Origin of the sequence: Pseudomonas sp. UBA3149, assembly GCF_002364655.1 — a bacterium.
Classification (GTDB): domain Bacteria; phylum Pseudomonadota; class Gammaproteobacteria; order Pseudomonadales; family Pseudomonadaceae; genus Chryseomonas; species Chryseomonas luteola.
Map to the genome: position 1 here is coordinate 35,891 of NZ_DEYV01000032.1, position 25,355 is coordinate 61,245.

Below are 25,355 nucleotides of genomic sequence, written 5' to 3' on the forward strand. Positions count from 1 at the left end.
CCGATACGACGCGGCCCTCAGCGGAGCCGCGAAGATTCCGATTACTGGCCTCGTTTTTCGAGGTTGGCCAGTACTTTCTGATGGACTTGCTGGCAAATATCAATCGCGGAGTCATCAATACCCGCCAGCAACTCTTCACGCAGCTCATCCGCAATGGCCTGGATCTTTTCAATAAGCGGGCCAGCGGCAGCTGTCAGCATGATGCGCTTGGCTCGACGATCTTCACTCACCGCCACTCGGCGCACCAGTTTTTGAGCTTCAAGTCCGTCCAAAAGACGAGCCAATGTTGGCCCCTCTACACTGACACTTTGGGCCAGTTCTCGTTGAGTAGGATGCTGATCCTTCATGCGTGCAAGGGTCAGCAAGACCTGCCAGCGCGCCTGGGATAAACCCAGATGGCTCAGACGGCGATCAAGCTCTGCCCGCCAGGCACGCGAAACATGGAAAAGCTGGCGACCAAAGAGATGGGGATCGTTTTGCGGCATGGACCAATGACCTTATCGTTTTGACGGTTATTATTGTTTAGCTATTAAACAGCCTACAATCTAGTTTTGGTAGTGAATTTATCCCCGCAATCAGTACATTTGGCAGCTTATCTCTCTTTACTCCGCAAGCTCTGCAGCCAGTGCAGCCCTTATGCAGTACAAAACACCGACAGGCACCTGATCAGCGAATCGATCCGCCAGCGCTGCTGCTGGAGGCAAGTCGCCCTCTTCCTCCAAAAACGCATCCTGGATTTCGCCTACAAGATCATCGGGCAGCTCAAGCGCCTGCTCCAGTGAAAGCTGCTGTCGTGCAATGGCCTCCGCTAGAATGCTGTACACATTTTTCTCAGAGCAGGAAAGCTGCCGTGAGATTTGCGGAGGCGTCATACCCGCACGGACCAGGGTAATGACCTCATGACGAACATCGGCAATAGGCTCCAGTGCTGCTGGGGCGTCTGTCAGCACATCAAGAAAAGCCTGGCCATACCGTTCAAGCTTCCGCGCGCCCACACCACTGATACGCCCCATATCGTGCAAGGTTCGTGGCTGTCCCCGCAACATTTCCAACAAGGTTGCATCCGGGAAAATGACATAAGGAGGCACTCCGTGCTCTTCTGCCAGTTTCCGACGCAGCGTACGCAGGGCCTCCCACTGCTGACGCTCTTCAGAGCGTACCAATTGGCTGGCTGCGCTGGGGCCGGAATTGTTACCGCGTGTTCGCTGCGGCTTGGGATCGCGGCGTAGCTCGAGCGTCGTTTCCCCACGCAGAAGCGGACGGCATGCCTCCGTTAGGCGAAGACCACCAAAGCCGTCTACATCCACGTCAGCGAAACCACGTGCTACCAGCTGACGAAAGAGGGTTCGCCATTCATCTTCAGCCAGCGATTTACCAAGGCCGAAAACAGCCAGACGCTCATGCCCCAGACTTTTGATCTTGTCATTTTCCCGCCCCAGCAGGATATCGACCAGATGACCTACGCCATACCGTTGACCGCTTCTATAGATGGCTGACAATGCCTGCCGAGCCGGCTGAGTGGCATCCCAAGTTTCGACACCGTCTACACAATTATCACAATGCCCACAGGGCTCAGGCAATGTTTCATCGAAATAGGCCAGCAGTACCTGCCGGCGGCAGCGTGTCTCTTCGCACAATGCCAGCATGGCTTCGAGTTTGTTTCGCTCTACGCGCTTATGACGCTCATCCCCTTCGGAGCTTTGCATCATCTGGCGAAGCAGCAGGACATCCTGCAATCCATAAGCCATCCAGGCATCAGAGGGCAAACCATCCCGCCCTGCTCGTCCAGTCTCCTGGTAATACGCCTCCAGACTTTTGGGCAGATCCAGGTGCGCGACAAAGCGGACGTTCGGCTTGTCGATGCCCATGCCAAAGGCAATAGTCGCGACCATGATGAGCCCTTCCTCGTTGAGGAAACGTTTCTGGTTAAACGCACGCAGTTCGTTGGAAAGCCCTGCATGGTAAGGCAAGGCGGGAAAACCCTGCGCGGAAAGGTACTCGGCTACCTCCTCGACCTTTTTACGCGACATGCAGTAAACAATGCCCGCATCACCCCGATGCTGCGTCAGAAACGATAACAGCTGCTTGCGAGGCTGCTCCTTGGGAACAATACGGTAGAAAATGTTGGGTCGGTCAAAACTGGATAGAAACTGCTCGGCATTCTGCAGATGCAGTCGCTGAATCATTTCATCCCGGGTCCGCATGTCTGCCGTAGCGGTCAAGGCAATGCGTGGCACATCGGGAAACTGCTCTGCCAATTGGCCAAGCTGCAGATACTCTGGCCTAAAATCGTGCCCCCACTGGGAAACGCAGTGCGCCTCGTCGATGGCGAACAGTGCAATGTTGCCGAGTCGCTGCAGGAAATTCAGCATGCGCGGCTGCACCAAACGCTCCGGCGCCAGGTACAAGAGCTTGATCTCGCCGCGCTCAAGCCGTGCAGCAATATCGCGCTGTGCCTCGGGCGAAAGCGTCGAATTGAGCGCGACCGCTGGCACGCCTAGTTCATCCAACGTCGCAACCTGATCATCCATCAAGGCGATCAGTGGCGAGACGACAACGGTCAGCCCCTCACGCAACAAGGCGGGTACCTGATAACACAGGGATTTGCCGCCACCTGTAGGCATGAGCACTAGCGCATCTCCGCCGTTGGCAACGCGCTCGATGATCCGGGCCTGATTGCCACGGAACGCGTCATAACCAAAGACGTCTTTAAGAATACGCAAAGCTTGATCGAACATGCTGCCTCCATTTGATGGCGCGCATTATACGGGCACTGACAAGAAACGCCCGGTTATCCGTCACTCAATGCCCAAGGCTGTAACAAAGCCCTGATAGAAGGGCCAGATTGGCTAGATTAATGACGTGCCTTTTGCCGCGGCGCACCGGCTCGTCTACAATCGGCTTCGTTGAGGCAGTTGCAGAACGTGACACCATGCACGTCGTCCGTGTGGCTTTCCCGAGTTCAGCATGTGAACAATATGGAACCCAATAGGCGATTTGCGGGAACATCATCGTAACGCGACTGCCTTTATCGTATATCCAGCCCGTTTTCCGAGGTAAGTAACCGATGTCCTTCGCTGAACAACTGTCCCGTCTCCGTGAGTTTCTTGATGCGGACGACCTGCATGAGGAAGCGCTCGACTATATCGCAGCGCACGGTTATCTAACCGCTCTGGCCATTTGCCCGGAAGACGTACCCGAGCGTGAATGGATCGATGCCCTTTTCGCCGAGCCGCCGCATTACACCAGCGATGCACAGCGCGAAGAAATCGAATCCACGCTTGTCCAGCTCAAGGCGCATATCCTGCGCATACTGGGCAGCGATGAAGAGCTTGAGCTTCCATGCGACCTGGAGCTAGGCGACGATCCAGATGACTCCGACCTGCGCGGCTGGTGTATCGGATTCATGGAAGGCGTCTTCCTGCGTGAAGCCGTCTGGTTCGAGCAGGCCGAGGAAGAAGTCAGCGAGCTACTGTTGCCCATCATGGTTGGTTCAGGCCTTTTCGAAGAACAGGCTGAATTCAGCGATATCGCTAAAGACCCTGAACTGGTCGACAACATGGTTTCGCAGATTCCGGAAATCCTGACGCAGCTGTTCCTGCTGTGCCATGCCCCTGAAGAAAAGCCAGCGTTGCTAAAGCCTCGTCACTGAGGCTCTCAACATCGAATGCCTGAACGAGATGTACGCGTCAGCCGGCGGCCCTGGGTCCGTTATAGCCTGCTGACGCTGGGCTGGGTCAGTGTTACCTTGGGCGTGATTGGCATTTTTCTGCCTCTTCTACCAACCACCCCTTTTCTCCTCCTCGCAGCGGGCTGCTTTATGCGCAGCTCGGAGCGCTTCTATGGCTGGCTGGTCAACCATCCTCGGCTAGGCCCCTGGATCAAGGATTATCTGGAAGGTGAAGGGATTCCGCTCAAGGGAAAAATCTACGCCATTTTCACCATGTGGATCAGCATTGGAGTCTCCAGCTGGCTAGTACCCTATTTCTGGGCACGCGTGTTCATGGTGGTCAGCTCGGCCTGCGTGACAATCTACATCCTTCGTCAGAAGACTCGTCCCGTCCCTTAGCGGGACTCATTTATCATCCTTAAAGAAGCGTTTTTCTACTTGACTTCTCTTGCTTACCTCTATCGCATCCGGTCATAAAAGCACCACTACATATAGTGTTAACGTTTGAACGAAATTTCATTTGGCTGCTCTGACGAAAAGATGCGGAAAACGCGACTGACGGCGAACCTCAGAAGCCATGCGACCTGCGTCGACATATCCCAAAATTACCCACTTTTTATCCACAGGCTGTGGCGTTTTATCAACTTGCAAAGCAGCCGCTAGCGCATTATCTTGTACCTCGCTTTAACGAACATCCCTATATATTGGGGTTCGCCGAGCAACCGGACACTAGACAATGTAAAACTTGTCAATCCGTCAAGCGTTCAGCCTCCGGTTGGTCGAAGCTCTTTTTCAATGACGATTGACGCAGCTTCGGAGACCAGCCAACCCGCTATTCCTCCCCGAAGCCCATACAGCCCCTACCACTACATGATGTGGTTAGCCGCTGGCTGGTATTGAATCGTTTTTTGAGCCTTTAACGCTTTATGGCTCATGTTTGAGTGATTAACGGGCCTGGCCATAAGCCGTGTCTGGTGTGAGCGTTTTGCAAAGCCAACCCGGCGCCGTTTTGCAAAACGCTTAAAGATAGGAGCCGTAGAGGCTCCATCGTACTTATAACGTTAGGAGACGAACCCGCATGCAGACTGATCTGTCCCGCGAGAAAGCAACGACCGACGGCTTCCCGGCCGACGACAACAACCTGGACGTCAAGGCCACTGCTCCCGGCCAACTGCGTGTCATCAAGCGTAACGGCACAGTCGTTCCCTACACTGACGACAAGATCACCGTTGCCATCACCAAGGCATTCCTGGCTGTTGAAGGTGGTACTGCTGCGGCTTCCTCACGTATCCATAACACGGTAAAGCGTCTGACCGAGCAGGTCACAGCGACCTTCAAGCGTCGCATGCCTTCCGGTGGTACGATTCACATCGAAGAAATTCAGGATCAGGTCGAATTGGCCCTGATGCGTGCCGGCGAACAAAAAGTAGCTCGTGATTACGTGATCTATCGCGAAGCACGCGCCCAAGAGCGCAAGCGCGCCGTTGCTGAAGTGGCAGAGCCGCATCCAAGCATCCGCGTAACCAAGGCTGACGGTACTCTGCTTCCGCTGGACATGGGTCGTCTAAACACCATCATCTCCGAAGCATGTGAAGGCCTGGCCGAAGTCAACGGCGAGCTGATCCAGCGCGAAACACTAAAGAACCTGTACGACGGCGTAGCCGAAAAAGACGTTAATACCGCCTTGGTCATGACGGCGCGTACGCTGGTTGAGCGTGAGCCGAATTACTCCTTCGTTACAGCCCGCCTACTGCTCGACAGCCTGCGTGCTGAAGGCCTGTCCTTCCTAAGCGTTGCAGAAAGCGCCACTCACCATGAGATGGCCGACCTGTATGCCAAGGCCCTGCCCGCCTACGTTGCCAAAGGCGTAGAGCTGGAGCTGCTGGACCCTAAACTGGCAAGCTTCGACCTGGAAAAGCTGGGCAAGGCAATCAACCACGAGCGTGACGGCCAGTTCACCTACCTCGGCCTGCAGACGCTGTACGACCGTTACTTCCTGCACAGCAACGGTACCCGCTTCGAGCTGCCGCAGCTGTTTTTCATGCGCGTCGCCATGGGCTTGTCCCACATGGAAGCTGACAAGGAAGCGCGTGCAATCGAGTTTTACAATCTGCTGTCCAGCTTTGACTACATGGCGTCCACACCGACCCTGTTCAACGCCGGCACCCTGCGCCCACAGCTGTCCAGCTGCTACCTGACTACCGTCCCGGATGATCTGTCGGGCATCTACGGCGCGATTCACGATAACGCCATGCTGTCCAAGTTTGCGGGCGGCCTGGGTAATGACTGGACTCCGGTACGTGCATTGGGCTCCTACATCAAGGGCACCAACGGCAAGTCCCAAGGCGTTGTTCCGTTCCTGAAAGTAGTGAACGACACCGCTGTTGCGGTAAACCAGGGAGGCAAGCGCAAGGGCGCCGTCTGCGCGTACCTGGAAACCTGGCACCTGGATATCGAAGAGTTCCTCGAGCTGCGCAAGAACACCGGTGACGACCGCCGCCGTACTCACGACATGAACACCGCGAACTGGATTCCGGATCTGTTCATGAAGCGTGTATTCGATGACGGCAACTGGACTCTGTTCTCCCCTTCCGATGTACCGGATCTGCACGACCTGTACGGCAAGGCATTTGAAGAGCGTTATGAATATTACGAAGCCCTGATCGAATACGGCAAGATCAAGCTGTACAAGACCATCAAGGCCAAGGATCTGTGGCGCAAGATGCTGTCCATGCTGTTCGAAACCGGCCATCCCTGGTTGACCTTCAAGGACCCATGCAACCTGCGCAGCCCGCAGCAGCACGTGGGCGTGGTTCACAGCTCCAACCTGTGCACCGAGATCACCTTGAACACCAACAAGGACGAGATCGCTGTATGTAACCTGGGTTCGATCAACCTGGTGAACCACATCGTTGAAGGCAAGCTGGACATCGAGAAGATCGGCCGTACCGTAAAGACTGCCGTGCGCATGCTCGATAACGTTATCGACATCAACTACTACTCGGTTCCTCAGGCTCGCAACTCCAACCTGAAGCACCGCCCGGTGGGCATGGGCATCATGGGCTTCCAGGACGCGCTGTACCTCCAGCACATCGCCTATGGTTCAGATGCCGCCGTCGAGTTCGCCGACAAGTCCATGGAAGCGATCAGCTACTTTGCGATCCAGGCGTCCTGTGACCTGGCCGACGAGCGTGGTAGCTACGAGACGTTCGAAGGCTCGCTGTGGTCCAAGGGCATTCTGCCGATCGACTCTGAAAAGATGCTGATCGAAGAGCGTGGCTCCAAGTACATTGAAGTCGACCTGTCCGAGACATTGGATTGGGCGCCGATTCGCGAGCGCGTCAAGAAAGGTATTCGTAACTCGAATATCATGGCCATCGCGCCGACTGCAACCATCGCCAACATTACCGGCGTATCGCAGTCCATCGAGCCGACTTACCAGAACCTGTACGTGAAATCGAACCTGTCGGGCGAGTTCACCGTGATCAACCCCTACCTGGTGCGTGACTTGAAAGCACGCGGCCTGTGGGATCCAGTCATGGTCAACGACCTCAAGTACTACGACGGCTCCGTCCAGCAGATCGAGCGCATCCCGCAAGACCTGAAGGACCTGTACGCTACCGCGTTTGAAGTCGAAACCCGTTGGATCGTGGAAGCAGCGAGCCGCCGTCAGAAGTGGATCGATCAGGCGCAGTCCCTGAACCTCTACATCGCTGGCGCCTCGGGCAAGAAGCTGGACGTAACCTATCGCATGGCGTGGTTCCGTGGTCTGAAGACCACCTATTACCTCCGTGCCCTGGCTGCTACCAGCACCGAGAAGTCCACCATCAACACCGGCAAGCTGAATGCCGTTAGTGCGGATCCGATCACCGGCGTACAAGCCAGTGCCTCACCGGCGCCAGCACAAAAAGCCGAGGCAGCACCCGCTCCGGCTCCGGCACCAGTGCCCAAGGCCTGCAGCATCGACGACCCCGACTGCGAAGCCTGTCAGTAAGCCATAAGCCCTCTCTTCGGAGAGGATTCGGGGAGGGGGTTTACCACCCTCCCCGAACGTAAATCCAAACACAACAAGTACCGAAAGTCGGCCTCACGAGACCGATTGGCCTGTCCCTGCCTTGAGCATGATTACAGGGGCTCACCTTGGCAGAGCAGGCATGATTGGGGCGTAACCACATAGTGCGGTCATCCGCTGCTTAAACGTGTGACGTCCGATCAAACACCGTGCCCCATGTGCACTCTAAAAGACATCTAGATTTTACCGACTGGCCGAGTGCCGGTCCTCAAGCAGGAGAACACACCATGCTGAGCTGGGACGAATTCGACAAAGACGAAGAAGCAACCGCCACCCCTGCCACTGCACAGCAGGACGGCGACATGCCGCTGGAAAAACTGGATAGCGTAGGCGGTGCTGCTGCCAACGAAGCACGCGCCGTAGATGCCGCCGACTCTGACGCCGTAGCCCGCGCCAAGGCCGCACTGAACGATCTCGACATTCAAGAAGGCCTGGATGATCTGGAAGGCTCCGCTGCCCGTGTACAGGTAGGCGACAAGCAAATGATCAATGCCCGCGCCGACCTGAACCAGCTCGTACCCTTCAAGTACGACTGGGCCTGGCAGAAGTACCTGGATGGCTGCGCCAACCACTGGATGCCGCAGGAAGTCAACATGACAGGGGACATCGCCCTGTGGAAGAGCGCTGACGGTCTTTCCGAGGACGAGCGCCGTATCGTGAAGCGTAACCTGGGCTTCTTCTCCACCGCCGACTCGCTGGTTGCCAACAACCTGGTACTGGCCGTATACCGCTTGATCACTAACCCCGAGTGCCGCCAGTACATCCTGCGCCAAGCGTTCGAAGAGGCGATCCACACCCACGCATACCAGTACTGCATCGAATCCCTAGGCATGGACGAAGGTGAAATCTTCAACATGTACCACGAGATTCCGTCGGTCGCGAAGAAAGCGTCCTGGGGCCTGAAGTACACCCGCTCCATCTCCGATCCGGAATTCAAGACCGGCACACCCGAGACGGATCGTCAGTTCCTCAAGAACCTGATCGCGTACTACTGCGTACTAGAAGGTATCTTCTTCTACTGCGGTTTCACCCAGATCCTTTCCATGGGCCGTCGTAACAAGATGACCGGCACTGCCGAGCAGTTCCAATACATCCTGCGTGACGAGTCCATGCACCTGAACTTTGGCATCGACATGATCAACCAGATCAAGATCGAGAACCCGCACCTGTGGGATGCCCAGATGAAGGACGAAGCCACCCAGATGATTCTCCAGGGCACGCAGCTCGAGATCGAATACGCGCGCGACACCATGCCCCGCGGCGTACTGGGCATGAACGCGGCCATGATGGAAGACTACCTGAAGTTCATCGCCAACCGCCGTTTGACCCAGATCGGTCTAAAGGAAGAGTACCCCGGTACTACTAACCCCTTCCCGTGGATGAGCGAAATCATGGACTTGAAGAAAGAGAAGAACTTCTTCGAGACGCGTGTGATTGAGTATCAGACTGGCGGGGCGTTGAGCTGGGATTGATAGCCTCTTGCCCCAGCAAAAATTGGTCTTACGCCGGTATAGGTGTTAGAAGCAAGCCAATAAAAGCCCCGCCTATTGCGGGGCTTTTTATAAAAACTAATCATTAAGCCTTCTTCTGTTGCTTTTAGTTTCCCTATACGGGACTAGCTTATTAGATCCGAGCGGCATGTCCCTCGGCAATCATTCTGCAGCGCATCTAAATTTCACTTAATCAATTAAGTGAGGATGGTCCTACTTAACAAGGGATGGATATCGCTCCGCTCAACCCATCCTACGGTATTTGTCACACCTTCTCAGGAACCGTCCCGCTTGTAGTCAGCTCTTAGCAGTCAGCCGTTACCGCTGCGCTTTACGCGGGCCTACTCCATAGCCACTGCGAGACTAGTCATGACAATTATTCCAAAGACTGCCGCCCTCTCCCTTCTTGCCCTTTTTATGGCGGGCTGCTCTACGCCACAGGCCGATACCCAAACGTCCAAACACGAACTAATCGGGCGCGCTCAAGATCTTTATGATTTACCGCCGGCTTACCAGCCCGGAACGTATCGGCATATGGATCAGCTCTTCTTCACGCGTGAGGTACACCGCGGTCCGGCAGTTTATCCGCTGCCACGCCAGCACGAGATCAATGTGCACTACCAAACGGATGATGGCACGCTGGGTGTTGATGAGTTCATGCAACGCAATCACGTGGGTGGGTTGTTGATCATCAAGAACGGCAGAATCGCTCTTGAGCGGTACGGCCTGGGAAATACAGAAGAGACGCGCTGGACGTCATTCAGCGTAGTGAAATCCATCTCCTCTTCCCTTGTTGGAGCGGCGGTACAACAGGGGCGAATCAAGAGTGTGAAGGAGCCTATTGCACGTTATCTGCCACAACTATCGGGTGGCGCCTATGACAACGTGACGATAGAGCAGGTATTGCAGATGAGTTCAGGGGCTGCCTGGAACGAAACCTATCGTGATCCCACGTCGGATCGGCGTCGAATGTTTGAGCTTCAGCTCGCTAATAAGCCCGGCGAATTGTTAAAGCAATTGTCAGGACTCAAGCGTGCCTCGGCGCCCGGTACAGCCTTCAAGTACAGCACCGGTGAGTCGCACCTTCAGAGTGAGTTGGTTCATGCCGTAACGGGCATGACTACGAGTGACTATCTCTCCGAGCGTATCTGGGCACGTATGGGTATGGAGCGCGACGCCTTTTGGCAGCTCGACGCGAGAGCAGGCCAGGAAATCGGCAGCAGCGGCTTCTCGGCTACCTTGAGGGATTATGGTCGTTTTGGGCAATTCATTCTCAATGATGGTGTGATCAACGGTGAGCGTATCCTGCCGGCGGGCTGGATTGATCAGGCGACTCGTGTAGACCCAGCATCCTATCTGGCTCCCGGAAAGCTATACGAGGGCGAGTATCCCTTGGGTTATGGTTATCAATGGTGGACATTCCCTGTAGGCACCCACGCCCTGCCCGGCCATGAGGGCGGAGCGTTCGAGGCACAAGGGATCTTTGGGCAGTTCTTGTATATCAACCGTAAGGAAGGTGTCGTTGCCGTGGTGTGGAGCGCTTGGCCTAAACCCGAAATGGATAAGCAGGAAATGGAGACCTATGCATTCTTGGGCGCTGCAATTAAAGCGCTGCGCTGACATTTGAATACAGTTTTGAGGGCGTTTGCTTAAGGCTTTCTTTGAGCAAATGCCCTAGGTCCTACACCTCTGAGTTTTAATCAATTCGCTCGATCTTGACTGGCCCTGTGCCGTCTTCTACAAGATCGACCCGCTTAGCCGCAGCGCGAGACAAGTCGATAATGCGGCCACGAATAAAGGGGCCCCGGTCGGTAATCCGCACCACCACCTGTTTGTTGTTTTCCAGGTTGGTGACACGTACTTTGGAGCCCAAAGGAAGCGTTTTATGGGCAGCGACCAGCGTGTTGTTATTGAATGTCTCACCGCTGGCCGTTTCTCTGCCATGAAACTTCTGGGAGTAGTATGAAGCTTTGCCCTTCTGTTCGAATGGCTTGGGCGCTTGCTTCGCCTCCTTGATTGGAACGGCCTCCGCTTTTTTATCCTGGCAGGCCACGCAACCCACTAGCAGACAGAAGAACAGCAGCAAACGTTTTGAATCGATAAGCATGCTTGAACCCTTCTTTATTATTGGTCTGCCTGTAAATGCTGCGCCTGGTTATCCAATCGCGGCGTGCATCTATTCAGGCAACCCTTAGTTTTTGGAAAGCAAAAGCACTGGCTGGATCAGGTCTTACTGCATACAAAGGTTTGAGTGCAGCGATAGTTGAGCCGTTCTTGAAGATGGCACCCTAACATCACATTTGTGATGAGCTGCTCAGTTGCTTGCTCTCTTCCTCAGCCCTCCATCAGTCGCATGAAACGACCAAAGACCGCACAATCTTGTCCTAACGTCATAACTCACTGATTTTCGGGAAGTCCCTGCAATGCCTAAAGGTGACTATAGACAGCGTAAAGCGCTCCGCCTTGAACGTCTCAAGCGGTTTATTGAGTGGGCAACCGGGCGGTATCCCGATTTCACCCCCAAGAAGCATCATCAGGAAGAGTGGTATAAGCCCTATATCGGGTATGCCATTCCCAACCTGGGTCGTGCCGCTAAGGGTTTCTGGTTAGGGCTAGATGCCGGCACCATCGAGGCGACTATGGATGAGCCTGATCCAGAGCGGTTGCTAGGGCGTATCTTGTTACGCGACAGCAGCGACTATAGGTGCCTTATTGATATTTTTGGCGCTGAAAAGATCGTCTCGTTGGGCTCAGTACAGCTCTTGATCGAGCCAGAGTGGACGTTACGCCTGGAAGACAGTGATTCTCATGAGGCATTCGAGGATCAGACTCGGCAAGCTATGGAGCATTATGTGCAGGAGCGGCTACGCATCCTGGAGCGCCCGTTCAGGGAAATGAGCGAAGACGATCGACTAGAAGTGCTTGAGCGGCTACGGCCGGAGCTTTCACGTATTGATGACTTTCTGGAACATGCGGTCGAGATCATTAATGAGGTTCGCCATGAGCTGCGCTTTGTAGTTGAGTTGCGCCACGGCGATCTGGCATTGGATATACAGCGCCGGATACCGGCAAACCAAGGCCATATTCTCAGCGAGGAAGAGGTCCTGACCCTGAAGGATGAAGACCGGCAGGAAGTTCTGGCCAAGTTCAATATGGTCCTTGAAGAAGCTGGCGACTTCGACCTGCTGCAACTGGGTCAACATCGACTGACAGAGCTGTTCATGCAGGATACTGGGCGGCTGCGCAAGACGATTCGCAACACGTTGCGCAACTACAAGGAGAAAATGGCCTTCGCTACGCTCCTGCAGAACGATCCTCGCTTTTTGCATTATCACAAGCTGTATCCGGCTCGCCAATTAACGCGTAAGTGGATTGCCCTACTCGGCCCTACCAACAGTGGCAAAACGCACCAGTCCATAGAAGCGATGACTTCGGTTACCCACGGTATCTACCTTTCACCGCTGCGCCTGATGGCCCTGGAAAATCAGGAGCGCATCGAGTCCATGGGCATTCCTTGCTCGCTTGTAACCGGTGAAGAAGAAATTATCCGGGAAGGTGCGACGCATTTTTGCTGCACGGTTGAGGAGTTTGCACGCTTTCGCCAGAAGCGCTGGGATGTGGTCGTGGTGGATGAAGTGCAGATGATGGCCGACTCACAGCGAGGCTGGGCCTGGGTAGACGCGCTCGTCAGCGCCTATACGCCTGAGTTGATCATGACTGGACCGCCGCTGATCGAGCCGTCACTGAAAACGCTATGCGACTTGTGCGAAGACCGCCTGATCATCAAGCGCACCAAGCGGCTCTCCCCTGTCGAGGTTTCGAGACACTCCACCAGCCTGAAGAACCTGGAGCCCGGATCGATGCTGGTGGCTTTCAGCCGTCGTACGGTGCTGGATCTCAAGGCAATGCTGGAGATGACAGGCAAAACGGTTTCGGTGGTTTACGGTGCCTTGTCTCCAGAGGTACGGCGCGAACAGGCACGCCGGTTTCGCGAAGGTGAAGCAGACATCATGGTAGCAACCGATGCGGTGGGCATGGGCCTTAACCTACCGGCCCATACCCTGTGCTTTTACACGGATGAAAAGTTTGACGGCATTCAGGTGCGGCAGCTCAACGTACAGGAGGTCAAGCAGATTGGCGGGCGCGCCGGACGCTTTGGCCATCATGACGAAGGCGTTATCACTGCCTTGGAGCCACACGTACTCAAGTCCATCAAACGGTTGTTCAACAGTCCCGACAAGCCAGTAGACTTGTCTCAGTTTCAGGTGCGGCCTTCTATCAATCACCTGAAAGCCATTTCCGAGCTGATGAATGAACCCAGCCTGCTCAGAGCGTGGCTGACGTTCAACCGAAACATCAATTATGGCGATGCGTTTGTATCTGTATTGCCCGATGAGCTGGCTGACTGGATCAAGGCAATCGATGATCCACGCATTCCCCTCTGGCTACGCTGGATTTTCGCCTGCACTCCTATTCGGGGAGGCCTGGAAAGCCCTGCCAGCAGCTTTGCACAACACTGGTTGAAAAAGGTTGCCCAAGAAAAGGTCATTGAGCTGCCACGCCTGATTCTCGAATCAGATCTTGCAACGCTGGAAAGCTCGCTGCATATCGTGGAGACCTACCTGCACCTTGCACGTACATTGCCGGAATATTTCCCGGACATCGAGCGTGGTGAAGAGCACCGCACCTTGCTGAACGAAGCCATTACACGTGAGCTTTCCAGGCGCAAACGCCCTCGTCGTTCAAGCCTGGGACGAGGGAATCAGAGCGGACGTGAAAAGCAGGGAGAAGCAGAAGGAAGACGCGCGTCTCGCTCGGCGCGTGGCCGTTAGCAGTGATGTGCCGAGAGCCAGCAGGCACCTCGGCACATCACTTGTTTATAGCGGATTGGCGTTGAGCTGCTTGGAAAACTTGAGTGTCATGATGTAGCAGAACGCCAAACCGGCAAATGCCAGCAGACCGCCTACAACACCGATTTGGGTGAGCCCGAGTTGTGTCCCTACGACACTTCCCATCAAGGCCCCTCCGCCGATCCCAATATTGTAGATACCTGAGAACAGAGCCATCGCCACATCGGTGGCATCCTTGGCCAACGCCAGCACTTTGGCCTGCAAGGCAAGACCAAAACACATGATGGCAACGCCCCAGACAACACTCAATCCGCCCAGGAGATAGGCATGCTGGGCGAACGGCAGCAGTACCAGCAGGGAAATGGTGATACCCGCGATAGCCGAGATCAGAAAGCCGTTAGGATACATGATGCTGTACCGGCTGAACAGGACGGAGCCTATGACACCAGCGCCACCAAACAGGAGCAGCAGAACCGTTGTCATGTTTCCACTCAGATGGGCGATCTCCTGAGCGAAGGGCTCAATGTAGCTATAACCTGTGAAATGGGCCGTTACCACGAGCACTGTCAGGATATAGATACAGACCAGGGCAGGCCGCTTGAAGAGCACGGGCAAGCTGCTCAGGGAACCGGAGTTATGGCTTGGCAGCAACGGCAATGTCCTGGCCAGCCAGATCACTATACCGGTAGCAAAGACCGCAATCGCCACGAAAGTTGCCCGCCATCCCAACGTTTCTCCCAACACCCGCCCTAGCGGAATACCCAGGACCATGGCAAGACACGTACCGGTCGCCAATAGGCTCAAGGCCTGCGTCTGCTTGCCTTCAGGGGCGATACGTACAGCCAATGATGCCGTGATAGACCAGAAGATCGCATGTGCAATGGCGATGCCGATACGGCTCACAATCAATACGGTAAAGCTCCAGGCGAAGCCCGACAGGATATGACTGGCGACGAATACCGCAAAGACCAGAATCAGCAGCCGCCGCCGCTCGATATTACGCGTGAACAGCATCATGGGGAGCGAAATGAGCGCCACGACCCAGGCATAGATGGTCAGCATGATGCCCACCTGAGCTGGCGACATCTCGAAGGTTTTGCCGATGTCACTGAGCAGCGCCACCGGTACGAATTCAGTGGTATTGAAGATAAAGGCTGCCAGCGCCAGCGCAATTACGCCAAGCCAGGCACCGCCGCGTGAATCAACAGAGGTATTCATCAGCACTATCTAGTCTTCTGGTTTACAGGATGAGTCTTGGTCCGGCAGTTTAGGAACTGCCTGCCTGAAGCTTAGCCATCCAATGCCACTAGACCCGAAACGACAACACACCAACCCGCAGCATCACTGGCCGCGTATGGCGTATATGTTATTCAGGAAGAACTACAGAGCTTAGATGGGAAACTAAGTAACACAAATGATACGCTTAGTAACATCGACCCACAATATCATCAGGCGTTCCAAAAGACCTGATTCATCGGCTCAATGTAGTTCTCACGATAGCTTATTAGCGGACACGCTCTAATGCAGGGCTGTCTTGCTACAAGAAGCAGTGGCCTTCACACAGGGTTTCGATAGAGTCCGCCATATACTGCGTTTCGCCAGTGAACTGGCCTAGCTTTATTTGTGGTCTCTTCGAATCCATAAAGTCGACCGTAACGGTATAGTTGGATGTCTTATACCGATTTAAATCGGTCCTTATGCCTGGACAGTTGGAATAAAAGCCTGCTTCGTAACGGCTCTTTTTATCGCAACGCTCATCATCTTCATGCCTGTGATAGCCCTTGCTTCCGCTTGAATGGGATTTGCCGGATTTACATTCTAGTAGAGTGACCTCATGGGAGCAGATGCCTGAAGTGGTACAGCCTACCTGGTCTTCCTGTTCGAAAAGATGGGTGTTATGGCGCGTCTAACTCACCTTCAAATTGTAAGGTAACGTGCTCTCTTCTCCAGACACGGTGAATGACTGACCGAGATAGGCATAACGGTACACCTTCGCGCTGAGCGAAAAGTCCCAGCCGTCAATCTTATGGAGGTGTACCACCAGGGCGTTGGCCCGAACAGGATGGTAGCAGGGCCTGTCCTTAGCCGATTTTTATGCGCATTATCAAAGTCTGTCGGAAAACCTCTTCATAGACCTGCGTCTTACCTTTTGCTTCAAAGGTATGGGTGCAACCTATCAAGCAGAACAAAGTGACCATTAAACAGGGCGCAACGTTTCTTGTTTTCATTGACTCACCGGACTGCATGCGCGGCGATACTCAGCCAGCAGGATGTTCTGCTGGCTGGTAGGTCATTCAATAGATTCAGGGAAATTGCGTTGACTGCTTGATGGCCAGCCACGCTACAGCCAGACCAGGAATCCGATCCGGCGGATAGGTTAAGCGTTACTTCTTGTCGTCTATCTCGGAGCTGTTCATGTCCATGACAGTCCTGGCTGGCGTCTCAGGTTCATTCATGACCGGAGTCGGCGCTACGGGCTCGCTCTTTTTCTTACCCCGAAACCGGTTGAATACCCAACCAATCAGAAGCATGGGTAGCATCCATAGCTTCTTGAACAGTAATAGCGCTCCAGCCAGAATTCCCAACTTGGCCGCCGCCTTGCCTGCAATCAGTGCGCCTATGCCATAAGCTGCCACCTTGTCGATGTCAGGATTGAAATCGGCGTAACGGTTACCGTCATTGAAATTGGTCATTGCCAGGACAGCAGGCGCGCTTTTCTGGATTTGAGGTAGCTGATCCATCCCAGCAATGAAACTCAGCACCAATACGCCTTTACGGCCCAGTACACGGATATCGTAGTTGAGGCCATGCTCGGAATCATTGCCCAGCTTGAGCTCTTGAGCCCAATAGAGCTTTTTGCCTTCCTTGTCGTAACGCGGCGCAGCAGCCCAGCCTACCAGCTCAAGCGGCTCATAACCTTGTTCTTGACGCGCCTTGTTGCCATCGCGAACATCCTGCTGCATGTCCTTCAGCAGGTCGGCATAGTCGATGTCAGCCGCATCCTCATCAGATACGTAGCCGCTTTTTTCGTAATAGACTGTCATGCCCCATGACTCGCGCTCGAAGGGCGAAATGCCGGCAGGCATCACCATCCCCATGGGCGGGTTCTGGCTGGGAGGATTGCCCCAGGCTTCCAGTACACGTTCGGCGTCCTTGCTGTTCAGAAAGACAAATTCTTTAGGCAGATCAAGCGTTGCAAGATTGTCATTGAGAACGATCTTGCCCGTCTTGAAGTTCAATGACTTGAGGAACCGGTCCACTGTCATCTCTTGAGCGTTCGACGCGGCAGACGTGGCGCTAACGGGTTCGGGCTGTGGGTTGGCGGAATAAGCGGCGGGAATAACGGCCACAGCCAAGAGGCTGGCCAGGATCAGTTCCTTGATCGGCATAAAAGCTCCATGAAGATATGTTGTGCTATCCAGACGCAATCATATCATCAGCCCTACAAAGACGCTGCGGCGCAACGAAATTTTTTGATACATGTGGTTAAACACAACCTTGCCGATAGCTGCAGGTTGACACAACCGCTTCAAGGCTCAGACGATTGGAAGAGCAGAGGTTGGGCCAGCACGATTAAAAGCCGGACTGGACGATGCGTCATGAGTTGATGAACTGGAGCCATACCGCGCAGCCAGATTGGTCCTGAAATGTACCTAGCTGAGAGGTGGCCGTCCCGCCTGGGGACAGGCACACCCTCGTGGTGTTGTGCTAGCGACACTCATGTTCAGCGCGAACAAAGCGACTGACAAAACGGTACAGTGCGGTTAAGCGGCGTAAGCCTCTGACTTGGCCAGGATTCGACTGATTTCATAACGATTCTCAGTAGTCAGATGATCGGTCAAACGATGCAACTGCCTGACAATCAGTTGCTGACTGTCATGATCACGTGCTGCCCGCAGCTCTTTCATCAGCGAGCGGATGATTTGTGCAGTGAGTTCAAGATCGCTCATGGGCTTTCCCTCATGAAGGCTATAAATGGGATGGTTCGTAAGCCGGCTTACTTACTCTGTCCATTACATCCCTCAAACAGTTCTCGTTTAGCCGATGAGCGAACCCTCTGCCGATAACTGGCAGGTTACGATCCACTGTATTCTTTTGATTGATTTACTGGATGCTCCTCCTCTTTGCGGCTGCCTGAGTAGTACGCATCCTTCAAGATCTATTCGTTTGTGTAAGACGCTCAAGCAGCCAGGCTGCAGCAGGACCAAGCGGCTGTTTACGCGACCACACCACATCCACCGATACCTGCTTGGGCCAGCCATTCATGACCAACTCATGCACCCGCCCCTGTGCATGGGACTCGACCAACCCCTTGGGTAACGCGGCCCACCCAAAGCCCAACGCCGCCATTTCCAGCAACAGCAGGTAGTCTGGAGTCGACCAGCATCGCGTACTGTGTACAGGCAGGGTCGAATCGTCCAGATCACTGCTGACAACGCTGCTCAGACGCAGCATGCGGTAGTGAGCAAGGTCCTGAGGTTCAACTACCGCTTTCTGGGAAAGGGCATGACCTTGGCTGACAAAAAGACCAAAGGAGGAATAGTAAGGCAGCCGGGAATGCGCAATATCCGGCCCGTATTCCGGTTGAGCGGCCAATAGCCCCAGGTTGGCAGCGGCCTTGATTGATCAGATCCAGCACATCGGCCTGTTCGGCAAAAAAGCACTCGAACTCCAGATCAGGATAGCGCTGGTCCAATTCGTGAAGACGCGCTTCATATTGGCTCTGCTGGTAGGTATCTGACAGTACCAGTGTCAGCTTGGCTTCCTGCCCGCGGCCCAAGGTAGCCGCGTGACGTTTCAATCGGTCTATCGCCGATAGCGTCTCCAGCGCATATCCCAACAAGCTACGCCCAGGCTCGGTCAATGTCAGCTGGCGAGCGCCACGAACAAAGAGCTCAACATCCAGTTCTATTTCAATGCGGGCAATGGTTTCACTAATGGTCGACTGGCTTTTACCGAGCCCCCTCGCCGCTGCGCTGAACGAGCCACTGGATGCAGCATGAACAAACGATTCGAGCGCTTCTATTGAAAGGTTCATATCGGTATAAGCGATACCAGCTAATTTTTGGTTATTGGTTAAACCGATGATAATAGACCATTGCAGTCATCCCTAAGCGAGTTTTCCAATGTCTTCTACTTCATCAACTGATCGCAGTTTCTGGGAGCGGGCAGGTCATGCGCTGGCCTTCGAGCTGATTGCCCTGGGCCTCTGTGCGCCTGTGATCGCCTGGGCTATGGGCAAACCCATGGCACAGATTGGCGTGTTGACGCTCATGTTTTCGACCATAGCCATGTTGTGGAACATGATCTTCAACTTCTTGTTTGACCGTGCGCAAAACCGGTTGGGATTCAAACGCAGCTTTGCCGTCCGCCTGCTTCACGGCTGTCTTTTTGAGGCTGGCCTAGTGGTCTTGCTGGTTCCGTTGGCAGCGTGGTGGCTTTCGATCAGCCTGCTCCAGGCGCTAGTGCTCGATATCGGACTGATCCTGTTTTTCCTGCCTTATTCGGTATGCTTCAACTGGATTTACGATACGCTTCGGGCCCGTTATATACGTCGTCAGGGCATTGGCGCAGCGTATGAAAAGTGATGAACCGACTAATAGAAAGGCGCCACGCCTCATGGTGAATGAGTCAGGCTGCCTTTCGCTCTTGGCAGGGCTTAAAGTGAGCCTGCTGACGACTCTACGTTGAAAAGCCCCCAATAGAGACAAAACGTCGCCCTACCCTCTTTTTTCCTTTTAATCGCCGATTTTCGACTACGCTTTTCATTCCACTCAGCGAAAGGCGGGATGGCTATGGCTGCTCGGGTCGAGAGACAAGGACGCTGCTTGTGCAGCGCGGTGCACGTAACTGTCGGTCTGGAAAAAACATCTGTCAGCGCTTGTCATTGCTCGATATGTCGGCGATGGGGCGGCGGTCCACTGATGGTTGTCGAAAGCACGCTCCCTCCCCAATTGACAGGAGAGGAGCATGTTCACGTCTACGAGTCATCAGAGTGGGCTGAGCGAGGCTTTTGTCGCCGATGTGGTACTCACCTGTTTTACCGGTTAAAACACGGCGACTTTCATGCCGTCCCGGTTGGGTTGTTTGATGACCCGGATGACTGGACATTTGCGCTGCAGGTTTTCATAGAAGAAAAACCAGCTTTCTACTGCTTTGCCAACGATACCCGCACCCTGACTGGAGAAGAACTGATTGTGCAGTTCGGCTCCGAGTAAGGCATAGGCCATGCTCGTGCTTGAAAATTTTAATCGTACCCATGGATTACGTTGTTTGGTGACGGCCGGACAGGTCGGGTTATTTTCGTCCTATTGATTTGCCAGCAAGGGAGGAATGATATGAAGACGGTAGCGGATATCCTTAGAGCCAAGCAAAGCCAGGGTGTGTTTACGATCACCCCAAACGTTACGGTGCTTGATGCGCTTAAAGTCATGGCCGAGAAAAATGTGGGTGCCCTGCCCGTTACCGAAGACGGTAAGCTGGTCGGTATCATTAGCGAGCGCGACTATGCGCGCAAAGGCGTATTACAGGGCCGCTCCTCCATAGGAACCGCTGTTCGGGAAATCATGACCCGTGCTGTGATCACAGTGACGCCTCGGGAGAGCATTCGTGAGTGCATGTCGCTCATGACGGATCGCCATCTGCGCCACTTACCGGTGATCGACAATGATCAGCTGATCGGTCTGCTCTCCATTGGCGATATCGTGAAGGAAACGATTGCCGAGCAGGACGGGCTGATTCTGCAACTGGAGCAATACATCCGTGGTGAATATCCCACATCACTGGCCGGATGATCAGAGGGAGCAGCTAGGCCATGCGTTTGAGCATGGCCTGCGTTGACTAAAAGTCTGGTTGGGCTTTTTTGTAATCACGACTTCCTTGCCCGTCAGGCTGAACTGTTGCGGCGCCTTATGGACGAATCCATTGCCATCATTGATTAAACAGTGACTGGCACTTCTCAAGGATTCAATAAGGCGCCTATTTGCTGTGCCCGATAAATATCTGGAACCCCTGCCCAATTGGGAGCCGCACGAGCGGCCCTCGATGCCGGGCTCTCCGGCTACGCCACTGCATGCCCCACCGGTACGCCTTGCCTACGCGCTGGTGTCCGTGCTGCTGGGCCTGACAGGCGGCCTCGGTAATGCGCTGATCAGCGTGAACCTTCCTTATATCCAGGGTGATCTGGGTCTGACGCCCACCCAGGGTGCCTGGCTGCCTGCAGCCTTTCTGATGGTAAACGTGTCAGCTAACCTGATTCTCGTGAAGTTTCGTCAGCAATACGGGCTTCGCCGCTTTGCCGAGATCGGGCTGGCGCTGTATGCCGTATTCACGATCGCCCATGTGTTTGCCAACAACTTTCCCATGGCGGTGCTGGTCCGAGCCGCCAGCGGCTTTGCTGGCGCGACGATCACAACCCTGGGTACGCTGTATATGCTCCAGGCGTTTCGGAAGGCTCAGGTAGGCAAAGGTTTGGTCATTGGCGTTGGCATCTCCCAGCTGGCAACGCCTCTGGCTTGGCTGCTCTCGCCCGCGCTCAGGGATCTGGGCGAGTGGCATCGCCTGTATATCTTCGAGGCCGGCATGGCGCTGTGCTCACTCGCCGCCATCACCCTGCTCAAGCTACCTCCAGGCATACGCATCAAGGCGTTCGAGCGACTGGACTTTCTGACATTTGCCCTGCTCGGCCCTGCCCTTGCCATGATTGCCGCCGTCCTGGCACAGGGACGCATTCAATGGTGGCTGACGCAGCCCTGGATGGGGTTTTCATTGGCAGCCGCTCTGGTATTGATCATCATTGCGGTCGCCATTGAGCACCATCGACGCAATCCCCTGCTCCAGACTCGCTGGCTTGGCACCTCCGAGATGCTGCGCTTTGCCTTCGGGGCGATCATGCTGCGCTTTATCCTGTCCGAACAGAATTATGGAGCAGTGGGTCTGCTGCAAACCCTGGGGCTTACAGCCGATCAGTTACAGCCGCTTTTTGCAGTGATTCTTGCTGGCATCGTGGCGGGCATTGCCGTCAGTGCTCTGGTGTTCAGCCCGAAAACGATGATCCCTCAGATTCTGGTTTCGATTGTATTGATCGGTATAGCCAGCTTCATGGATACCGACTCGACAAACCAGACACGCCCGCAGGACCTGTTTGTCAGCCAGGGTATTCTGGCCTTTGCCAGCGGCATGTTCCTGGGTCCGCTGATGATGATCGGCTTTTTGCGTGCCCTGCAGAACGGTCCGACCTATATCGTCAGCTTTACCGTGCTGTTTTCCTTTACGCAAAGCCTGGGTGGATTGGCCGGCCCGGCTCTGTTTGGAACATTCGAGACGGTGCGAGAGAAATACCATTCCAGTCACCTGATCGAGAACGTCAACCGTACCGACCCACTGGTGGTGCAGCGCCTGCAGCTTCAAAGTCAGGTTTATGCCCCGGTGCAGACTGACCCTACCCTGCAACAGGCGCTAGGCACCTCCCAACTCAGCCAGGCCGCCACACGAGAGGCACATGTGCTGGCCTTCAACGATGTATTTCGGCTGATCGGCTTCGTATCGATCACCTTTCTGAGCTGGTCACTGTTCCATACCCTGCGCCTGTCCTATCGGCGAAGAAAGGCGGAACGGGCACAAGCCAACTCCTCTAATAACGCTGCTACGTGAGACGACATGAGCGACGAAAAACCATTACCTGATGACGAGCGCAAGGGCTCAAGCGAAGCTGAAAAAACGCCGCCTCAAACCGAACAGGCAGCCTCCGTACCGGATGCCGGAGCGACAAACCCTGGGCCGCCCAAGGTGATCAAGCCGTCACGGATGACGGTCATCATCATGCTGGTGGTAGCGCTGGCAGGCGTCCTGACGATCCTCTATGCGTGGCAGCTGTGGCCATTCACCAGTGGCATCGTGACAACCAATAATGCCTACGTCCGGGGACAGATTACCGTCATGGCCCCTCAGGTGAATGGTTATGTCGCCGAGGTACTCGTACAGGACTTCGAGCATGTAAAGCAGGGGCAACTGCTGGTTCGGATCGACGACCGAATCTATCGCCAGCGTGTTGAGCAAAACCAGGCACAGCTGGCGGCTCGGCAGGCGGATCTTGCGAACTCCATACAAACCTTGGCTTCCAACCAGGCCACGCTAGCGTCGCGCCGGGCGGAACTCCTGTCGGCGCAGGCCGAACTGGATCGCGCACGAGCCGATGAGCGTCGTGTCAACGAACTCGCCTCCCGAGGCTCGGTTTCCCTGCGCGAGCGTGATCAGACACGCGCCTCGGCCAGGGCCGCCGCCGCTCAGGTCAAGCAGGCACAAGCGGCCATCAATATTGCCGAGGAAAACGTAAAGGCGACTCGCGTGTCACGCGGAAGCCTGGAAGCTCAGGTAAAGATGGCAGAAGCGGCGCTGCATCTGGCACAGATCGACCTCGACAACACTTTGATCAAGGCGCCACGGGAAGGACAGCTCAGCGAGGTATCCGTACGCCTCGGGCAGTACGTGACGGCAGGCTCGCAACTCCTCTACTTGGTACCGGATCTGGTCTGGGTGGTAGCCAACTATAAGGAAACGCAGACACATAACATGGCGATCGGTCAGCCGGTCCGCTTCAACGTTGATGCCTTGGACGGCGCAGAGCTTACCGGCCGTGTCGAACGGCTGGCGCCTGCAACCGGCTCGGAGTTCAGCATTCTTCGCCCAGACAACGCCACGGGTAATTTCACCAAGGTGGTACAGCGCATCCCTGTGCGGATCACCATTGATCCTGACCAGCCCTTGGCGCAGCGGCTAAGGCCAGGGATGTCCGTTGTCACCCATGTTGATACGGATGCGACCCCAGCGACCAGCCAGACAGAACGACCTGTAGCGCAACGGAGCGCTACACCATGAGGGACGTTCGATTCCATCCTTTGCTGTTGGCCCTGGCGGTAAGCCTGGCCGCTTGTGTGCCACCCAAGAAACCGCTACCGCCCGAAGCAGCCATACAACCTCCTAGGCAGTGGCGTGCAGCGAGTGAGCCGGCAAGTGCCGTTCGAAGCGATTGGTGGCACAACTTCAACGATCCCCGGCTGACTCGCCTGGTAGAAACCGCGCTTGAGCACAACACTGACGTGTTAGCCGCTATTTCCCGCGTCGATGCGGCTCGCGAGCAGATTGCACTGGCACGCTCGGCCCTGTTTCCTTCGGTAAATGCCTCGGTTGCCACACAAACCAACCGCAATCTCGGCACGCTGGGTATCACCCATACCCGTTCGGCTCAGCCACAGGTACAGATTGCGTATGAGCTGGATGTATGGGGGCGCCTGCGTACTCTCGAACAGGCCGCACGGCTCCAATATCAGGCCAGCCAGACCGATCGGGATGCTGTTCTTCTCACCGTAGCCAGCACGACCGCACGGGCATACATCACCCTTCTCTCACTGGATGCTCAGCTGCAGGTTACCCGTGAGACAGCCGAGTCTCGCCTTGGAGCGCTCAAGGTCGCAGAGGATCGCGCCGGTGAGGGTTACACGTCAGAACTGGAGTTAACGCAGGCCCAGTCCGAATATGAGGCCGCCATGCAAATGATTCCGCAGCTTCAACAGGCCATTCGCCGACAGGAAAATGCCATTCAGATGCTGACGGGCGCCCTGCCGGCCCCAGTGGACCGTGGGCTGCACTTTCAGGACGTACACCCGCCCCGTGTTCCCGGTGTATTGCCATCGGAGTTGCTGCGCAGACGGCCAGATGTCGCACGTGCCGAACAGCAGCTGGCTGCCAGTGACCTCAACCTAGAGGCCCGACGTGATGAGTTTCTTCCGCAGGTACAACTGTCCGGCAGCGTCGGCCGGCTTTACATCAATTCGCTGAACTACGATCCGGTCAAGGTCTGGAGCCTGGGCGCCAGCATCCTTGCTCCGATTTTCACAGCGGGTCGACTGAAAGCCCAGGTCAATATCGCTACCGCTCAGCGTAATCAGGCCGCTTATGCGTATCGGGCCGCAGCGTTGAATGCGTTTGCCGACGTTGAAAATGCTTTGTCAGGCGTCACGCTGTATGCCGAACAGATTGATCGTATCCAGGCACGCCGGCGCACGCTGGCACGTTCGCTTGAAATCGCCCGGGATCGTTACCGCAGCGGTTACTCCTCCTACCTTGATGAGCTCGACGCCCAACGTAACCTCTTCAATCTAGATCTGGCGGCTGTACAGGTGCGCGAGAGCCAGCTGAACAATGTCATTTCGCTCTACCAGGCGCTGGGAGGGGGTTGGGCACCTGCGCGGGATTAGCTGTACATGGCACACAGC

At 55.2% G+C, this 25,355-nt stretch carries 18 protein-coding genes and 1 pseudogene; 12 read left to right on the top strand and 7 right to left on the bottom strand.

The window, feature by feature from the left end; genetic code table 11:
- Positions 1–41 precede the first annotated feature (41 nt).
- Positions 42–485: a MarR family transcriptional regulator gene (locus B3729_RS19790; RefSeq protein ID WP_010794666.1), complete on the bottom strand. Its 444-nt coding sequence runs from the start codon at positions 483–485 to the stop codon at positions 42–44.
- Between the two features lie 117 nt (positions 486–602).
- Positions 603–2,738 (bottom strand): DNA helicase RecQ, encoded by a 2,136-nt coding sequence (gene recQ, locus B3729_RS19795; protein ID WP_286788772.1) that lies wholly within the window; start codon positions 2,736–2,738, stop codon positions 603–605.
- Positions 2,739–3,067: 329 nt separating this feature from the next.
- Here recQ and B3729_RS19800 point away from each other — a divergent pair, with 329 nt between their 5' ends.
- From B3729_RS19800 to B3729_RS19820, 5 genes are all read left to right on the top strand, one after another.
- The gene (locus tag B3729_RS19800; RefSeq protein WP_150347187.1) at positions 3,068–3,652 is read left to right on the top strand and encodes a YecA family protein; all 585 of its coding nucleotides are present in this window, start codon (positions 3,068–3,070) and stop codon (positions 3,650–3,652) included.
- A 15-nt stretch (positions 3,653–3,667) separates the two neighbouring features.
- Complete coding sequence (locus B3729_RS19805) at positions 3,668–4,069, top strand: YbaN family protein (protein WP_286788773.1); 402 nt, start codon at positions 3,668–3,670, stop codon at positions 4,067–4,069.
- A gap of 679 nt (positions 4,070–4,748) precedes the next feature.
- Positions 4,749–7,664: a ribonucleoside-diphosphate reductase subunit alpha gene (locus tag B3729_RS19810; RefSeq protein WP_019367028.1), complete on the top strand. Its 2,916-nt coding sequence runs from the start codon at positions 4,749–4,751 to the stop codon at positions 7,662–7,664.
- Positions 7,665–7,969: 305 nt separating this feature from the next.
- A complete protein-coding gene (locus B3729_RS19815) occupies positions 7,970–9,214 on the top strand; it encodes a ribonucleotide-diphosphate reductase subunit beta (protein ID WP_019367027.1) in 1,245 nt (414 codons plus the stop codon).
- Between the two features lie 387 nt (positions 9,215–9,601).
- Positions 9,602–10,852: a serine hydrolase domain-containing protein gene (locus B3729_RS19820; protein ID WP_286788774.1), complete on the top strand. Its 1,251-nt coding sequence runs from the start codon at positions 9,602–9,604 to the stop codon at positions 10,850–10,852.
- 76 nt (positions 10,853–10,928) lie between these two features.
- Here B3729_RS19820 and B3729_RS19825 read toward each other — a convergent pair whose 3' ends face one another.
- Positions 10,929–11,339 (bottom strand): septal ring lytic transglycosylase RlpA family protein, encoded by a 411-nt coding sequence (locus tag B3729_RS19825; protein WP_122042347.1) that lies wholly within the window; start codon positions 11,337–11,339, stop codon positions 10,929–10,931.
- Positions 11,340–11,655: 316 nt separating this feature from the next.
- Here B3729_RS19825 and B3729_RS19830 point away from each other — a divergent pair, with 316 nt between their 5' ends.
- Positions 11,656–14,064 (top strand): helicase-related protein, encoded by a 2,409-nt coding sequence (locus tag B3729_RS19830; RefSeq protein ID WP_286788775.1) that lies wholly within the window; start codon positions 11,656–11,658, stop codon positions 14,062–14,064.
- A 45-nt stretch (positions 14,065–14,109) separates the two neighbouring features.
- Here the strand turns inward: B3729_RS19830 and B3729_RS19835 are convergent, their stop codons facing one another.
- The 4 genes and pseudogenes from B3729_RS19835 to B3729_RS19850 all read right to left on the bottom strand — a co-directional run bounded on the left by B3729_RS19835 (position 14,110) and on the right by B3729_RS19850 (position 19,120).
- Positions 14,110–15,300 carry a sugar transporter gene (locus B3729_RS19835; RefSeq protein ID WP_286788776.1) on the bottom strand — a complete coding sequence of 397 codons (1,191 nt, stop codon included), beginning with the start codon at positions 15,298–15,300 and terminating at the stop codon, positions 14,110–14,112.
- Between the two features lie 1,166 nt (positions 15,301–16,466).
- Positions 16,467–17,471 carry a DUF2167 domain-containing protein gene (locus B3729_RS19840; RefSeq protein ID WP_286788777.1) on the bottom strand — a complete coding sequence of 335 codons (1,005 nt, stop codon included), beginning with the start codon at positions 17,469–17,471 and terminating at the stop codon, positions 16,467–16,469.
- Between the two features lie 375 nt (positions 17,472–17,846).
- On the bottom strand, positions 17,847–18,032 hold the full coding sequence (locus B3729_RS19845; protein WP_019367020.1) for a hypothetical protein: 186 nt from the start codon (positions 18,030–18,032) through the stop codon (positions 17,847–17,849).
- 202 nt (positions 18,033–18,234) lie between these two features.
- A pseudogene (locus B3729_RS19850) lies at positions 18,235–19,120 on the bottom strand (LysR family transcriptional regulator).
- 88 nt (positions 19,121–19,208) lie between these two features.
- Between B3729_RS19850 and B3729_RS19855 the strand changes: the two are divergent.
- The 6 genes from B3729_RS19855 to B3729_RS19880 all read left to right on the top strand — a co-directional run bounded on the left by B3729_RS19855 (position 19,209) and on the right by B3729_RS19880 (position 25,337).
- Positions 19,209–19,670: a multidrug/biocide efflux PACE transporter gene (locus tag B3729_RS19855; protein ID WP_286788778.1), complete on the top strand. Its 462-nt coding sequence runs from the start codon at positions 19,209–19,211 to the stop codon at positions 19,668–19,670.
- A gap of 207 nt (positions 19,671–19,877) precedes the next feature.
- Positions 19,878–20,300: a GFA family protein gene (locus B3729_RS19860; protein ID WP_312124701.1), complete on the top strand. Its 423-nt coding sequence runs from the start codon at positions 19,878–19,880 to the stop codon at positions 20,298–20,300.
- Between the two features lie 120 nt (positions 20,301–20,420).
- Positions 20,421–20,876: a CBS domain-containing protein gene (locus B3729_RS19865; RefSeq protein ID WP_010794683.1), complete on the top strand. Its 456-nt coding sequence runs from the start codon at positions 20,421–20,423 to the stop codon at positions 20,874–20,876.
- A 250-nt stretch (positions 20,877–21,126) separates the two neighbouring features.
- Complete coding sequence (locus B3729_RS19870) at positions 21,127–22,734, top strand: MFS transporter (RefSeq protein ID WP_074824281.1); 1,608 nt, start codon at positions 21,127–21,129, stop codon at positions 22,732–22,734.
- Between the two features lie 6 nt (positions 22,735–22,740).
- On the top strand, positions 22,741–23,958 hold the full coding sequence (locus B3729_RS19875) for an HlyD family secretion protein (protein ID WP_286788779.1): 1,218 nt from the start codon (positions 22,741–22,743) through the stop codon (positions 23,956–23,958).
- Positions 23,955–25,337 (top strand): efflux transporter outer membrane subunit, encoded by a 1,383-nt coding sequence (locus B3729_RS19880; protein ID WP_286788780.1) that lies wholly within the window; start codon positions 23,955–23,957, stop codon positions 25,335–25,337. Before B3729_RS19875 ends, B3729_RS19880 begins: the two co-directional genes overlap by 4 nt.
- Positions 25,338–25,355: the final 18 nt, after the last annotated feature.